This window comes from Paenibacillus sp. FSL R10-2796 (assembly GCF_037965315.1).
GTDB lineage: Bacteria > Bacillota > Bacilli > Paenibacillales > Paenibacillaceae > Paenibacillus_AQ > Paenibacillus_AQ odorifer.
On sequence record NZ_CP150178.1, the window covers coordinates 5,706,758 to 5,723,446 of the forward strand.

The 16,689-nt window shown below is 46.0% G+C and carries 11 protein-coding genes; 2 read left to right on the top strand and 9 right to left on the bottom strand.

Going from position 1 to position 16,689, the window contains the following annotated elements; all coding sequences use genetic code 11:
- Positions 1 to 306: 306 nt before the first annotated feature.
- The gene (locus NST58_RS25570) at positions 307 to 1,257 is read left to right on the top strand and encodes a sugar kinase (RefSeq protein ID WP_339169374.1); all 951 of its coding nucleotides are present in this window, start codon (positions 307 to 309) and stop codon (positions 1,255 to 1,257) included.
- Positions 1,258 to 1,779: 522 nt separating this feature from the next.
- Here the strand turns inward: NST58_RS25570 and NST58_RS25575 are convergent.
- The 7 genes from NST58_RS25575 to NST58_RS25605 all read right to left on the bottom strand — a co-directional run bounded on the left by NST58_RS25575 (position 1,780) and on the right by NST58_RS25605 (position 11,483).
- Complete coding sequence (locus tag NST58_RS25575) at positions 1,780 to 2,796, bottom strand: LacI family DNA-binding transcriptional regulator (protein ID WP_076179378.1); 1,017 nt, start codon at positions 2,794 to 2,796, stop codon at positions 1,780 to 1,782.
- Between the two features lie 72 nt (positions 2,797 to 2,868).
- Positions 2,869 to 3,987, bottom strand: coding sequence for a hypothetical protein (locus NST58_RS25580; RefSeq protein ID WP_076179377.1), 1,119 nt, complete (start codon positions 3,985 to 3,987; stop codon positions 2,869 to 2,871).
- Positions 3,984 to 4,523: an RNA polymerase sigma factor gene (locus NST58_RS25585; RefSeq protein WP_076129686.1), complete on the bottom strand. Its 540-nt coding sequence runs from the start codon at positions 4,521 to 4,523 to the stop codon at positions 3,984 to 3,986. Before NST58_RS25585 ends, NST58_RS25580 begins: the two co-directional genes overlap by 4 nt.
- Before the next feature lie 134 nt (positions 4,524 to 4,657).
- Positions 4,658 to 6,721 carry a glycosyl hydrolase 115 family protein gene (locus NST58_RS25590; protein ID WP_339244549.1) on the bottom strand — a complete coding sequence of 688 codons (2,064 nt, stop codon included), beginning with the start codon at positions 6,719 to 6,721 and terminating at the stop codon, positions 4,658 to 4,660.
- Positions 6,722 to 7,358: 637 nt separating this feature from the next.
- A complete protein-coding gene (locus NST58_RS25595; RefSeq protein ID WP_339244550.1) occupies positions 7,359 to 10,034 on the bottom strand; it encodes a ComEC/Rec2 family competence protein in 2,676 nt (891 codons plus the stop codon).
- Positions 10,035 to 10,149: 115 nt separating this feature from the next.
- Positions 10,150 to 10,668: a dCMP deaminase family protein gene (locus tag NST58_RS25600; RefSeq protein ID WP_076137388.1), complete on the bottom strand. Its 519-nt coding sequence runs from the start codon at positions 10,666 to 10,668 to the stop codon at positions 10,150 to 10,152.
- 113 nt (positions 10,669 to 10,781) lie between these two features.
- On the bottom strand, positions 10,782 to 11,483 hold the full coding sequence (locus NST58_RS25605) for a ComEA family DNA-binding protein (RefSeq protein WP_076308797.1): 702 nt from the start codon (positions 11,481 to 11,483) through the stop codon (positions 10,782 to 10,784).
- Between the two features lie 187 nt (positions 11,484 to 11,670).
- Between NST58_RS25605 and comER the strand changes: the two genes are divergently transcribed.
- Entirely contained in the window at positions 11,671 to 12,522 is an 852-nt protein-coding gene (comER, locus tag NST58_RS25610; RefSeq protein WP_036677548.1) for a late competence protein ComER, read from the top strand.
- 61 nt (positions 12,523 to 12,583) lie between these two features.
- On the opposite strand, the gene leuS is transcribed toward comER, so the two are convergent.
- Complete coding sequence (gene leuS, locus NST58_RS25615) at positions 12,584 to 15,034, bottom strand: leucine--tRNA ligase (protein WP_076129683.1); 2,451 nt, start codon at positions 15,032 to 15,034, stop codon at positions 12,584 to 12,586.
- 517 nt (positions 15,035 to 15,551) lie between these two features.
- Positions 15,552 to 16,619: an AI-2E family transporter gene (locus NST58_RS25620; RefSeq protein ID WP_036677553.1), complete on the bottom strand. Its 1,068-nt coding sequence runs from the start codon at positions 16,617 to 16,619 to the stop codon at positions 15,552 to 15,554.
- Between the last annotated feature and the right edge of the window lie 70 nt (positions 16,620 to 16,689).

The following is a 16,689-nucleotide window of genomic DNA, read 5'->3' on the forward strand; positions in this document are numbered from 1 at the left end:
GAAATACTTTTTTAGATAAACTTTTTTATTAAATTTACTAATTATTGCGTTTTGTTCTATAAGGAAATAGTAATAACAATACGATTAACAGTCAATACATTTTTATTACATCAGGTGCAAATAAGTAATAAAATTTAAGAAAAAACCTTTATAAAACAAGGGTTTATGGAAACATTATTTTCTTTTTACGAAAAAAGTTTTTTGGTTAACAATTATTCTTTTATTGTACAAAACCGATTTATGTGATAATTTCAAATTACAAATCATTATACTGGGATAAAATCATTACCCTAGGAGGAACTAAAAATGAGTAAACAGCTGGATGCCGTCACTTTCGGGGAGCCGATGGCGATGTTTTATGCGAATGAGGCCGGTCCTCTGCATGAAGTATTTTCGTTCTCCAAAGCATTAGCAGGTGCAGAAAGCAACGTGGCTACAGGCTTGTCGCGTTTGAATCATCCTACAGGTTATGTTACGAAGCTTGGCGAAGATAACTTTGGCACATTCATTGCACAGGCGATGAAGAACGAGAACATTAATACGGACAATATTACTTTTACTAAAGAGTATTCAACAGGTATGCTTATCAAATCGAAAGTGGTTACCGGCGATCCAAAGGTCGAATACTTCCGCAAAAACTCCGCGGCCTCCACGCTTAGTCTGGAGGATTTCGACGAGGCCTACTTCAACTCCGCAGGACATCTGCATGTTACAAGTATCTCCGCCGCTTTGTCCAAGAGCTGTCATGAATTTTCTATTCACGCTATGGAATTTATGAAGAGTAAAGGAAAGACGATCTCACTGGATCCTAATCTGCGTCCCAGCTTATGGCCGGATACAGAAACAATGGTGAGTACCATCAATGATCTGGCTACACGCTGCGACTGGTTCCTGCCGGGACTCGGTGAAGGTAAAATCCTTACCGGACTGAGCACACCCGAAGAGATTGCAGACTATTACCTGGAGCGTGGCATAAGCTTAGTCGTCATCAAGCTTGGCCCTGAAGGCGCTTACTATAAATCCTCTGCTGGGGAAGGTTACGTGGACGGATTCAAGGTGGAGCAGGTTGTTGATACGGTGGGTGCAGGTGATGGATTTGCGGTTGGCGTAATCAGTGCGATGTTGGAAAAGCTTCCGATTGCTGAGGCCGTCAAACGCGGCAATGCGATCGGTGCGTTAGCCGTCATGTCGCCAGGCGATATGGACGGACTTCCCACCCGTGAGGAACTTGCGAAGTTTATGCAACAAGAAGTCTAATAATTGCAAAAAGACACAGAGCAGCGATTCTCCGTTATTGGAGAATCGCTGCTCTGCTTTTTGGGTTGCTGATTGGCTGCTATTGCTATGGCTATGCCTTTGGCTTTGGCTTTGGCTTTGGCTTTGGCTTTGCTATGCTAAGCTTTTGCTATTGCTATTGCTATTGCTATTGCTATGCTTCAGCAGTGTAATCACGTACCTCAGGGCTTTCGGACCCAGAAGACGCTATTTGCAATTTTTTCACCTTTGCGGCGTAGTTTCGGACTCCAGTGACACTATTCCTTATGAAAAAGAGCATTTAGCATGTTTTCCATGCCGATAGCTGCGATGGGGTCCGATAGCACTCCAAATATGGGATTATAGTGCATATAAGGTCAGCTGAGTCCGATAGCGACTTCTTACGCGAAAATATTACCAATCAAACCCAAGTTTAGTGTTTAGATAAAGTTAGGTCCAATAAAAGGGGAGTGCCCAGCAAGCTAAGAAATAGCTGCTGGGCACTCCCCTTTTTATAGTTCAAACTTATTTGTAAGACTTCACCGACTGCCCTTGCTGCAAGGTCGGCGGGAAACGGTATGTAATTGGAACAGAAGCTCCCTTATCCTCGATACAAGAGAGTATAATCTTGGCAGCCTGCATCCCCATCTCGTAAGCAGGCTGACGGATTGTCGTAATGACCGGATTATAAATTTGCGCGAATTCCGCATCATCTATCCCGATGACCGACAACTGTTCTGGAATAGAGATGGCATTTCGATTCGCATATTTCAGAATTTCCGCTAGTGTGATGTCGTTCGTAGCCAGCAGTGCAGTTGGTGGCTCCGGCAGTGCTAATAAGTGTTCCAGCCCCGAAGCTAATTCCTCTTTGGATACACTGCAAATATACTCCTCACGCAGCGTTATGCCCGCTTCTTCCATCGCTTTTTTGTAGCCACTAATCCGCTCTTTGCGAGGAGTAATCGCATGCTCCCCAATTGGGAGGGACACCAGAGCAATCCGCTCATGGCCTTGCTGAATTAGCTGCCCTACGCCTATCTTTGCCGCCATTTCATTATCCAGCAATAGACTCTGCGTGGTGATTCCATCTACTAGACGATCCATAAAGACTAGCGGGAAATCAGCCTCTACCAGCTTGCTATAGGCAGACGGGTTATTCCCTGTAGGAAAAATAATCAGCCCATCCACCTGACGAGCGATTAAGGTTTCTACATATTTGCTTTCTTTCTCCGCATTCTCATCTGCGTTGCATATGATCACTTGGATTCCGTGATGCTGCAGCTCATTCTCAATCGCCCGGATACATTGGATTGACAGCGTGTAGTCAATATTAGCTACGATGATCCCGACCATATGCGTCCGGTTCTGCTTCAGACTGCGTGCCAGACCATTTGGCTGATAATTAAGCTCCTCAATTACGGCCTCAATCCGGTTTTTCGTCGCTTCGCTCATATATTTAAAACGTTTGTTCAAAAATTGGGAGACCGTACTTTTCGAAACTCCCGCTTTTTGAGCCACATCATCAATCGTTAACTTCTTCATCGCTTCGGCTCCACTCTTCTCAAAAGAAAATACTTTATCAAAAAGTATAGCTTTTATTTAGTGATTTATCTACTAGGGAGTCTGACTGTAAAATTCCTGATACAGCTCATTTTGTCGCTCTTCTGATAAAAATGCCCAATCTTCATCTAACCACCCTGGTCCACCTTTCGTAAGAATATCAGCTTTATAAAGTTCTCCATTCATCTCATATTCCATGGTTAACGATTGTCCATTAATGTCTCTAAATCCAATGGTCGATGCAGGTGTTTGAATGCTTAAGGTCTCCATATCATAAAGCACTGTTTTGTCTTGGTATGTCTTATCTACCGGGTATTCTAGGTAACTAAATACGATCTGGTCATGCTCCTTATCCACTGCGATTATTGACTTATATTCTAATAGCTCCCAATCAAAGGACGTAAGCTCTTTCGGTACCACTGATTCTCCTGTCGCTGCTTTTTTAACATTTAGAATAAAAAATCTACCATTCTCCATAATGCCTGAACCTATAGTCTTCGTATAGGTAAATAGCAGAGCGTAATCGCCCGCTCCAAAAAATCCACTCAAATATTGATAAGTACTTGCCCCTCCTGCATAAAGAGGTAAAGTATAAATCCTAGTAGCTGAAGAAGCCGATAATTCCGTCTGGTCCTTCGAGCTCAGGTAAAGAGTGAACGGTTCTGTAGGATGTGTGTACTTTGGCTTCTTGTAGTCCACCATCGGGGGTGGCGGCGACCAAAGGATTCCCGCTGTTGTCTCAACGGCAAACGCTTTACTCTTATCTCTGTTCATTGGCAAAGGCATGTAGTATTTCTTACCGCTAATCTCAAATTCTACTGGACTTGTCAGAGGCTCTATCGCTTTATCATTAGTTGCAGGACTAGAAGAAGGCAGTATGCCTGCGCCTTGTGACTGAACGGATGACGAATGGATTGGCCCTGTGTTTTTCCATATGCCCATAGGGAAGGTAAGCGCACCTATCAACAAAATCGTAGCCAGACTGGTCAACACCACATTTTTATTTATCCAATAACGTTTGTAAGCTGAACTTTTATTCGCAGCAGCCTGTTCGATCCGCATCATTAACTCAGGCGTAAAACCATCTTCAATGAAAGGATTTTTGCCTGCTTGCGCATACCAATCCGTCTGCCCGATCATCACTGGATTACTATCATCGGCGTTGCGTTTCATTCCCTCTCCTCCTTCTGGATAGCCTCTTTAACCTTCTCTCTCGCCCGCGCGAGCCGAGATTTCACGGTTCCTTGTGCTACATTCAGCAAATCTGACATTTCGGCAATGGATAATCCATGTTGAATATCTAGCACAAGCACCTCTCTGTTCTTCTCTGGAAGGGTCATAATAATTTCCCAGATCCGGTTCGCATACTGATTGCCAAGGGCTTCTTTTTCCGCAGAAGGTGCATTAACAGCAGTAGGTTGATCACCCAAAGCTATGAATCTGCGCCAAAAGCTATTTTTGCTCCAACTGAAGGCCGTATTTCTGGTAATCGTAAGCAGCCAGGTTTTCATCGAAGATTGCCCCCGGTATTTCCCAACATTCTTGTACGCCTTCAAAAACACTTCTTGGCTGATATCATTTGCCTGCTCTCGACTTCTAGTTAAGAAAAAAGCATAATTCCACACATCCGAGCCATACGCCTCCATCATTTCCCGCAAACTCATTGCGGGCGCATACGCTGCTGTATATGGTATATCTTCGCTTAGCATGTTTCGCCTCACCTCTTGCCTAATAAGACTTTCCAAACTTGAAAAAGTTCCCTCTAAAATAAAAAAATAGGTCATTTATTAAAAAACACCACCGATGAACGTTTAAGCGTTCACTAGTGGTGTGTGGATATTTTTTAAAGAGAGCTGAATTTCTCCTGTAGCCGCCGTGCAAGCTCATCGTCTGATAACGGATTACGATGCGTATTTTCCAGATAGATATGCTTTTCGGTCTCGGGCATCAAATATTCCTTATACCATAAAAACATATCCGGACTATCCCCCTGAATCCGCAAAAATTTACGGGCCGTTTCTACGTGATCTACAGTGTTGGCAATATTGGTCAACCAATCAGCCCGATAAAAATGCTTCCACTGGCCGATCTCTGCCCGTAAAAGAGCCTGCTGGCCCTCCTTATAATCCCAAACCGCATGAGAAGCTTCGATAAACGCCTCTGGAAATCGCTCTTCTTGGTAACACATATACGCCTGGCAAAGAGAGGATAACCCTCTGCACCCGCTCCAATGCAGCTCAATTTGAACTAGCAGTTGAACATGCAGCCTGTTTCGCTCTTTTTCGGGTAAAAGTTCCATCACCTCTAGGCACTGCTTTCGCAGCAGATACCAGACTAGTATTACTCGCTCAGCTCGATCCCTGAACCATCGAACCTGCTCTAAAAAAGGAACATCCCCTGAGGCCCAGCGCAGTCGCTCATCGCTCTCCGTCTTATTTTGCAGCCAATGCCCTATAATCTGCCTTGCCGGATGATGATAGAATTCATCGCCTGCGCGGTCGTCAGCATTAGGACCATATACTATGGTGTTTTTGAAGTAGCTTTTGTACAATTGTGCAATTCGCCCCTGCTGCGCTGTGTAGAAACGGTTAACGAAGGTCTGAAGCTGTTCATCAGCATCTGCTGTTCCATCCATCCACAACTTTGCTGTCAGATCTAATGTATAGAGATGAGGCAAAATATTCCCTGAATTCACTAGCAGATATTCACTAGCCCCTGCCGCAAATGCCCCCTGTAATTCCTCCACTATAAAGGACGGATCCGTTGGGAATTGTGTTAGATGATTAGAGGCCTGCAAGTCGTGGAAGGTGACGTGGTAATATACCCCGTTTTTGCCTTGATCTCCTGCCTCGGGTAGAGCAGGCACGCGCAGATTCAGATGGCCATGTCGTCGCGACACCATTTTACCGTATCCGTTATCCGCCCATATTTTAATAACACCTTCTGGCACTTCGATCTTTCCTTGTTTATACAGCTCCGCAATTTCTCCGTACATCGCCATACAGCACACAGGCTGGTCCACATATTCACAGATCATATCGTATTGCTTGCGAACTACAAATGAGATCAAATCGCCCCGTTTCTCCGGAGTATCAAAAGAGGGATCATTCTCCCAAAAAGGTTTATCACCCTGTCCGCGGAAAGAGAGCACCCAGAGTGTTTTTTCATCTTTTTGCCGCTCAATGGCCTCTCTCCACAGCTGTTCAAATAATTCTGGATATTCTTTATAGCTAGCCTGCTTGCCCGGAAAAGCACGCAGGAACATTTGCGCGCCAAGCGGCTCCGCATGATGATGTGTGATCCACAGTCCCATATCCACCGCAAGCTGATGATGAACTCCGTCTCTCGGCAAATCCGTCCCGGGGATTACCATATTTCCACCACAGCGCAGCAGCGCTTCAAAAACAGGCTCCCATACCTCCGCCGTCGGAGGATAATCCTCCTTCCAGCCGATAAGACACACTTCATCATTCACGAACCAACCTCGGTAGCGTACCTTTGGCTGAATGCTGTTGTAATCAGAAATAGGTAAATTGATCGCATGTTTCTTAACAGGAGGAAGCTCCGCCCAGAACCAGAAGGGATCGACACCAAGCACGTGGCGGCTATAATGAAGCATCCCATAAATAATGCCCAATTCATCGCGGCCGATAATATGCAAGATCCGATCCTCTTCACTACCTGTAAAACGCAAACAAAAACCCTCCGCCCATTCCGGGCAGCCATCATCCTCTGTCGCATAACGAATAATTACAGTAGCTGCTGCTCCTTGTACCGGAGCTTTTCCGAACACCTGCTCATGATCCCTGGCGATCATCCGCCAAGCATATCCAATTGGATTACTGCGTTCCACTTGAACATCATATACACTTTCCGCTGTGACTCTAAATTCTGCATATGTATTCACTATCGCTTCATCTCCTAATTCGCTACAAAACACGGAGGACACAAGCTTCTCACCACCGCACTTTGCAACATAGTTTAAGTAGGCATAGAGTATACCAGAATCTTCTATCTCTATTATAAAGCGTTTACATAGATTGTGCATGCGTACGTAATAATTACTGGAGGAGGACGACGGCTACTGGAGCTACTTGATTAGAGCAGCTGGTGCTAGAACAAATGGACTGGGATCATCAGCAAGTAACAGGAACTTATGTGAAAGTTAGTATCGCTACAACGATAATATGTAACTGAGGTGCTTTGATATGTTCATATGGAGCGTTTAGTTGCACTTTGTGCAACTAAAAAAGATCTTTCCAGCTCATAAAGTGATTTAGTTGCACTTCATGCAACTATTTCTGCTCAAATTTAGAAAAATAGGTGTTTTTCCAGATTTTAAGTGTACAAAGTGCAACTAAATGAAGATTCAGCTACTTTAAGGTGCGATCTATTGCACAAAGTGCAACTATACAAGGTTTTAGATTTTATAGTGGTGTAAAAGACCACGAAAGGAGCTTTAAAGGTGCCTTAAAGGGACTTTATAGAGCCTGCGAAAATTAACATACACCACCAGCACTAAATCACATTACTCGACTACCTCCCTAATCCGCTCCCTCCGCCAACTTATGACGCACAATAATCCCGTCGGCCCGCACACGCATCTGGATCTCCCCTTGCCGATCCGTTCTAAAAACAGCAGCTTGATTAACTTCCAAACGTTCCAATACCTCAGCTTTCGGATGACCATATAGATTATTTACTCCCGCAGAAATCACCGCAGCAGCTGGTTGCCAAAACTGCAGCCAAGACTCGCCTGTTGAAGTTTTGCTCCCATGGTGAGCTACTTTTAAAACGTCAATGGCAGGTCCTGCGTTAATGCCCTTTTGCAGGGCTTGCTGCACAATCTCCTCCTCGGCTTCCAGATCCATATCTCCGGTAAATAGAAAATTTCTTCCGTTCATCTCTAGACGAAAAACTACAGAATCGTGGTTCTGATCCTCCAACAGTGGGATGCTATTCAGCATAGAAGAACCTGACGCTGCTCCCTCTCTATCTTGTTCTTCCGGCCATAAAAAGGACAGCTCCGTCTTATCATCCGGGGAAAGCCTCATTCCCTGATGTACGGCATACAGTTGAACATTGTTCTCCAGCGCAGTCCGCATCATCTCCATATAAGATTCACGGTCAGCGAGTGTGCCATTAAAAAGCAGTGCCGAAACCGGAATTGCCTCCATAACGGCTTGGAGTCCCCCGGCATGATCCTGATCCCCATGAGTCAAAATAATCGCGTCCAGACGGTGGATCCCACGTTTTTTAAGCAAAGGCACCAACACTTTAGCCCCTACCTCGAACGGGCTGCGGCGAATGCGCCATTCTTCTTTTTGCCCAAAATTTAACGTTCCTCCACCATCTACAAGAATATGAGCTCCTTTTGGTGTAGTGATGAGGATACTGTCGCCTTGCCCGATATCCAGGTAACTAATCGTCCCTTTACCCGCCTGACGTTCTGACTGATAACCCTTGTACAGCATTAGGCCCAGTCCAACCGCAGATAGTAGAACAATCGCTCCGCTCCAACGTACAATCTTAGGTTCATCCAAAAAATACTGTGCGCTCCCCGTTCCCCCAAACCCGCCGTGCTTGTTCACAGATAAACCAATCTCAGCTAACGGCCTCGTCTCATCCTCCATATACTGAGGTGTTGCGCGGGCTTCTACTCTTAGCCTGGCAGCATACAACAGCCCACACAATAAGACATAATACACTCCAATCCACAGCAGTGAAGGCGAGCGCCAAATCAGAACTCCACCAGCAAAACCATTAATCCATTCAACCGCATAAAAAGTAACGTTATTCAGCAGCTCCGTAATATGTGCCAAAAAAATCGCGGCATCTCCCCACAATCGTCCAAGCAGTAGCGCAAGCGTTCCTAACGGCAATACGATAAAAGTAATAAAGGGCACAAAAACCAGATTAGCCACTAAAGACAGGAGAGAAAATTGATTAAAATAATAAATCGTCAATGGAAATGAGACTAACTGGGCAACTAGAGTCACAGAGACGGCGCTTTTAAGCCAGCGTGGCAGTGCGCTCAGCAGAGGGTCCATAAGCGGAACGTAGACCATTAATCCTAAGGTCACCAGAAACGACAACTGGAAACTGACACTGAGCAGCATGTAAGGATTCCAAATCAGCATAACCAGTGCCGCTGCAGCCAAAATATTCAGTCCATCCTTCAGCATGCCAACTCGTGCAGCGAGCAATGCAATCATACTCATTAATCCCGCACGCACGATAGACGGACCCGCACCTGTCAACAGGACGTATACAGGAACGAGCACTAAGGTGACTGTTAGCGTGGTTTCTTTTGTCATCCGTAAGCGCCTGAATATAAATAAAAGAACACCAACATACACCGCAACATGCATACCTGAAATGGCGAGGATATGTGTCAAACCAAGTTGTGAGAACTGCTTAAAGGTATCCGGATCGAGATCATCCTGCATCCCAATCACCAAACCCTTCATATATCCAGAGTGGCGCGCTTGAAACAGCCGATCCGTCTCCGCTCCAAGAACTGCCCGCGCTTTATCATTCCAGCGTAAGATCATTAACGGATTCCATGAATCTGGAGCAGTTGCTTGCACATTTTCTGCACCTTGACTCTTTAGAAGCCAGTGAATCTTCTGCGTATGCAAATAGGCCCGATAATCAAACCCTCCGTAATTCCGCGCTGTCGCTGGCTCTTCAAGTACACCGTTTAGCGACACCTGATCCCCTCTGCGCCACTCCGCAGCAATAGCGATTTCTTGCTCGGCAAGTAGTTTGATCTGCACCATAATTAACTCCCCATGCACTCTTTTATCTTGTTCGTCCCGCGGATCAGGTGAAGCGGCATCTTCCTCAGTAATCAACGATAACTCTGAGAGCTTCATCGTGAAATCAACCCGGTCCCCGTCCCGTTCCACAACGGAAACTATCGTCCCCTTAGCCTCCACGGCAGTCTCATTCAACTCCGACAATAATCTCCCTAGCGCTTCAGGCAGGTGACTTAAATTACGGCCTTCATTCCATTCCCAATATCCAGCGGATAAACTAATCGCCAAACAAAATATCGCCAGCTGTTTCCAGCTCATGTTCACCCAAACCCTCATACTCACCAGTAAAATTAATAAACCAGCCCACGCCAACCACGTTCTAAACCCTGAACCTAAACACGCTGCTGCGCTTCCAGCAATCCAGCACACTGTAAAACCTAATAAGGGTCTCTCCTTCAAGCCTCCATTCTCCTCCTTTCGCAAGATAAAAAAAAAGAACCTCTGCATACGCCATAAAAGCGCACGAGAGGTTCTTCCTCAAGCCATCTTATTCAATTAGGGTTGTACAATACAGCTACTCCGCTACTTTAATCATCGTTTCACTTGGCGGCTCATAGTTCTCCAATTGGCGAAATACGATGCCTTTGGCAGCCATCATTGCTTCTACCTTTTCCATATCCTTACGGTAAGGACGATAATACACAATCTCCACAATACCGCTATTAGCCAGCATATTTGCACAGGTCCAGCAAGGCTCATCCGTCACGTAGACGGTACTGCCTTCCCGGTCAATCCGGTCTGTGAATAGCAAAAGATTCTGTTCGGCATGAATCGTGCGAATGCAGCGCTGTTTCTTCACCATAGTCTCTACGCCATCCACGATCTCCATCTCATATTGCTCCGAGAGCATACAACCTGCCTCTGAGCAATCAGGTACGCCCATTGGCGCCCCGTTGTACGCGGTACCAAGCAGCTTCTTGCCTTGCACCAGTACAGCACCTACATGTCGTCGTGAGCAGCGTGAACGAGTTGAGACCATACAGGCAATGTCCATGAAATAAGTATCCCAGTCTTTACGATAGGCAGTAGTCATAATCAATCTCCATATCCTTCTAAATAGTTGTTAACTATTGTAGCACATCCCCGCAAGTTTTCACTAGGACAACGGTTGTGGCACTTCCAACGATCTTCATTTCTTATTTATCTTCAAAATATTACTAAAGCTTTTAACTTCTCCAGCATTTTAGGTCCTATCCCCTTTACCTTCCCCAGATCAGACAGGCTGCGAAAGGTCCCTGCACGGTTGCGGTAATCCATAATTGCCTGAGCCTTCTTTTCTCCGATGCCCGGAAGATCCATCAGCTCCTTAACACCCGCAGTATTCACATTTACTTTACCTTCCTGTGAAGCTGCTGATATGGAAAGCTCAGTTGTCTCCTTAGCCGCAACAACTTTATCCCCTGCCGGCGTTTGCTTCCCTGCAATGTTTGGCATTTGAACTTCTGCCCCTGCTGGTGTTTGGCCTTCTGCCATTGGCGTTTGGCCCGCTCCTTCTGCTCTCTCCCCCGCAACTGCTGTCGAAGCTTTTTCAGCTTCCGAAGTTTGGTCAGCTTGTTCTGCTTGCGCAGCCTCCTTAACCTTCTCACCTTCTTCAGCATTCCCAGCAGCTTCAGCCTGCCCTGCATCTTTCTCTAAATGTAGCTTATTTCCCTTCGTCTGATGACCTCCCTCACTGCCCCCAGCAGCTGGAGCGGCACCAGACTCAGCGATTCCAACCGCTTGCTCCATACCAACATTCAAAGTCTCCCACCCGGCAATCCCGGAATCGCCCTTGCTCCCTGCCGCCCATAAAAGCCCACTTCCTATTACAGCAGCAGCCACTCCGAGTACGATACTTCCTTTATTCATATTACTTTCCTCCTCACAAAAATTCTTCTTATGCCTTTTTGTGAATCTTCATACATTCCTGCGGCTGGAAACTCCTTTAATAATTCATACAAAACCTGTCATCTGTCCAAGTCTATCCTGCATACATATAACGAAGAGCATTCATGTCAGTTAGTAAATAAGCAACGCTAGAAAGGAGGAACCACAGGTGAAAGTTGGATTTATCGGAACAGGCAGCATGGGCAGCCTGCTGATTGACGCCTTTCTTTCTTCCGGAGCCCTGAATCCGTGCGATGTACTCGCCAGCAACCGCAGTCTGAATAAACTGCTGGAGCTAGAAGATCGTCATCCCGGCATAAACTTATGCGGAAGCAATAGTGAAACAGCGACTGGAAGTGACATTGTTTTTTTATGTGTAAAACCGCTGGAATTCAAAACCTTAACAGATGAGATCGGCCCTTATCTCCGCAGCGATCAAATCGTCGTATCCATTACAAGTCCCGTTCAATTGCAACATCTGGAATCCGCTTTGCCGTCCAAAATAGCCAAGATCATCCCCAGCATTACACACTGTGTCAAAAGTGGGACATCACTGTGCATATTTGGCAGCAGGCTTAATAAAGAAGACAGGCTCGTGCTGCTGCAGCTGTTGTCTTTCATAGGTGTTCCTTTGGAAATTCAAGAGGCCCATACCCGAATCGCTTCTGATTTCTCCAGCTGCGGACCTGCGTTCTTGAGCTATTTCATTGAACGCTGGATTGAAGCTGCGGTGGAAGTTACCGGGATTGAAGAGACGTTAATCAGCCGGCTTGCAGGTGAAATGCTGCTTGGAACAGGCAAGCTGCTAACAGAAGGAGAATTCACCCCGCAAGAGCTTCAAGAACGTGTAGCTGTCCGTGGTGGGATTACCGCAGAAGCACTGAACCATCTTCGCATTAGCCTTGAGGGCGTATTCGAACGTCTCATCATGACTACCCATGATAAATACGATGAGGATGTTACCAAGCTGGATGCGTTATTTGGGCATGACGGTATTATTCAAAGTCCCGTAGACCGTTAGAAAACAATAAAACCCGCAGCACGGAATTCTCCGTTGCTGCGGGCAATATTGCGTTCTTCGCTTAACCCACTACGATATTTACAAGCTTGCCAGGAACCGCAATGATCTTGCGTACGGTTTTACCTTCTACTGCTGCACTCACATTCGGGAGTGACAACGCATGAGCTTGCATCTCTTCTTGACCCATATCCTGCGGGATCAACGCGCGTTGTACGATTTTACCATTTACCTGAATAACGATTTCAACCTCAGCATCCACCGTCCATGCTTCATCATACGTTGGCCAAGCCACGTAGCTGATACTTCCTTCGTGACCGAGCAGCTGCCACAGCTCTTCAGCGATGTGAGGCGCCAGTGGTGACAACATTTGTACGAAGTGTTCAGCAGCTTCTTGGGACAAAGTTTCTTGCTTATAAGCATCGTTAATAAAAATCATCAATTGGCTAATTGAGGTATTGAAACGCAGATGCTCGAAATCATCAGTGACCTTCTTAATGGTCTTGTGCCAAGTGCGTTTGAACTCGTCAGTGCCACCGTCTGCTGTGATTTTGGTGCTCAGCTTACCATCTTCACTCACGAACAGGCGCCATACACGGGACAAGAAACGGTGAACTCCTTCTACACCCTTTTCATTCCAAGGTTTGGTTGCTTCCAGAGGGCCCATAAACATTTCATACACACGCAGCGTATCTGCACCAAATGCTTCCACAATCTCATCAGGGTTGATGACATTTCCGCGTGATTTACTCATTTTTTCATTATTATTTCCAAGAATCATACCTTGGTTAACCAGCTTATGGAAAGGTTCTTTTGTTTCAACTACGCCGAGATCATAAAGCACCTTGTGCCAGAATCGTGCATAGAGCAAGTGAAGCACGGCATGTTCCGCTCCACCAATATACAGATCTACTGGAAGCCATGCTTTTTGTTTCTCAGGGGAGCACAGCTCTTGATCGTTTTTCGGATCAATATAACGCAGGTAATACCAGCAGCTGCCCGCCCATTGCGGCATGGTGTTCGTCTCGCGGCGAGCCTTCATGCCAGTCTCAGGATCGATAGTTTCCACCCACTCTGTTACATTCGCAAGTGGAGATTCCCCTGTACCCGAAGGTTTGATTGCCTCTACATCTGGCAGTACCAGCGGCAGCTGATCCACCGGAACAGTCTTCATTGTGCCGTCTTCCAAATGCAGAATTGGAATCGGCTCTCCCCAGTAGCGTTGACGGCTGAACAGCCAGTCACGCAGACGATAGGTTACTTTGCCTTTACCTACGCCCTTCTCTTCCAACCAAGCAATCATCTTCGCAATCGCTTCTTCATTCTTGAGTCCATTCAGGAAATCAGAATTGACATGCGGGCCATCTCCGGAATAAGCCTCTTCTTCAACGTTGCCGCCTTGAACGACTTCCACGATATTCAGGCCGAATTGTTTAGCAAATTCCCAGTCGCGAGTATCGTGACCCGGAACTGCCATAATTGCTCCCGTTCCGTAACCAGCAAGCACATAATCTGCAATCCAGATTGGCGCCTTAGCACCATTCACAGGATTAATTGCATATGCGCCTGTGAAGACACCGCTCTTCTCTTTCGCCAAATCCGTACGCTCCAGATCGCTCTTACGAGAAGCTTTTTCACGATATTCTGCCACAGCAGCACGCTGTGCTTCAGTTGTAATCACATCAACAAGCTCATGCTCTGGTGCCAATACGCAGTAACTTGCTCCGAACAGTGTATCTGGACGTGTAGTAAACACGGTCAGGTTAGCTTCGTGACCTTCAATGTTAAAGTTCACTTCTGCACCTGTTGATTTCCCGATCCAGTTGCGCTGCATATCCTTGATGCTTTCGGACCAATCCAGCTCTTCCAGATCCTCCAGCAAACGCTCAGCGTACTCTGTAATTCTCAGAATCCATTGACGCATCGGTTTGCGCACGACAGGGTGACCTCCGCGCTCACTTTTACCATCGATAACCTCTTCGTTGGCAAGTACCGTACCCAGTGCCTCACACCAGTTAACAGGTACTTCTGCTACATAAGCCAGGCCTTTGTTATACAACTGGATAAAAATCCATTGTGTCCATTTATAATAATCCGGATCTGTCGTACTGATCTCGCGGTCCCAATCGTAGGAGAAACCCAGCGATTTGATCTGACGACGGAAATTATCGATGTTCTTATCGGTAAAATCACGTGGATGCTGGCCGGTATCCATCGCATACTGCTCTGCCGGAAGTCCAAAAGCATCCCAGCCCATCGGATGCAATACGTTGAAACCGCGCATCCGTTTGTAGCGAGAAACGATATCCGTCGCTGTGTAACCCTCTGGATGACCTACGTGCAGTCCTGCACCTGAAGGATACGGAAACATATCCAGTGCATAAAAATTGGGTTTTTCAGGATCTTCTCCTGTCTTAAAGCTTTTGTTCTCATCCCAGAACTTTTGCCATTTCGGCTCAATAGCCTGCGCCCGGTAACCAGTAGCGGGTATGCTATTTGTTTGATTGTCGCTCATTGTCTGCTCCTCCTTGGAGTGTTACTTCTTAGATTTCTTATTCCTTAACCAAGCATATACGCCCTCGGTGTCCTTATAAGGACGGTAAGCATTTATGCGGGAAATATAAGACATGAAGTATTGCGTGAAACGTATACTCTCTTATATTTACAAAAAAACCTCCCATCCCTAGCGTATTATCGCTAGGGACGAGAGGTTATAATTCCCGTGGTACCACCCTAGTTAGCGGCTGAATATACTTTATTCTGCCACTCACTTTGCACCCTTTAGCGGGGGTGAGGCGACGGCGGTTCATTCATGACATCCATTATCTCTTATGGATATCCTGTAAACTTGCACCGTTACTCCGAGGTGAGTTCACTCTGTTCCGTTAACCGACTCGCACCTTAGTGCCGGCTCTCTGCAATAACGGTATAGAATTAATACTCCTCATCATCGAACAACTATATACTGAGTCATCAGTAATATTCCCCAACATTATATACAAAACTGTTATCAATAGTCAATGATTATCCCTTTATACAGGCTTTCGTTTGATTAAAAACGCCATAAAGTGTTGAATAACGACTTTTGCAGCTGCAAAGAACGGTACAGCAAGGATCAGTCCAATCATCCCTGCCAGCTCACCACCTACCAGCAATGCAAAGATAATAAGCAGCGGATGCAAATGTAGCGTCCTGCCTACTACCTGTGGAGAAATAATATTGCTCTCCACAATTTGGCATAAAGTGTTTACCACAGCAACCAGTAGAACTAATCGAAAAGAGACGGTCGAAGCCATCACAATAGCAGGTGCAGCCCCTAGAAAAGGACCCATATACGGAACAATATTAAATACTGCCACCACACTGGCGAACAGTAAGGCATAAGGCATTCCGACGATAGCATAGCCGATATAGGCGAGCACACCTATAATGATGCAGACCAGAAATTGTCCGCGAATGTAATTGCCGAGCGCGGCATCAATATCTTTTAACAAAGTAACAATAGACTTGCGGCGTGCGCGGGGCAGACAAGAGACCACCGTCCGTTCAAATACGTCAAAATCCTTCAGAATATAGAACACCAGAAACGGCACGATAAAAGCATTGAACAGCAAGTTAATCGTTGTCCCTATGTTATCGAGAAAATGAGAAATCCCTTCGGCCAGACGATTCTCCAGTTGAAAAAACCAGTTGTTCATCCCCATTTCAACCCCAGGTGGTATTAGCCTTGTATTCATATGGCTCATCAGGCCTTGGGCTTGCAGTGTGATCTCAGGCAGATGTTCATTTAACTCTTCAAGCTGCTCAATAAACATCGGGATAAGGTTGATGGCGATCACGGTAATCGCCGTTAGAAACACTGCATATATAAGTAGAACAGCTACGCTACGCGGCATCTTCCGTCCGGCCAGCATACTAACCACGGGATTCAGCACATAGGAAATAATCATAGCTGCCAGAAATGGAGCGAGGATTGCCTTTAAGAATACAAAAATCCCCTGCAGCATCGGACGAAGCAACCAAACAAAATACAAAATGATCAGGGATAGCAGCACTCCGATCATCCAGCGGAACCATTTACTTTGGGACCATTGTTCCATGAGAGTACCCTCCTGCGGTAGAGCCTGGACTAGCTTCGTAAATAAGTATATGTATGGCCGCAGCAAAATA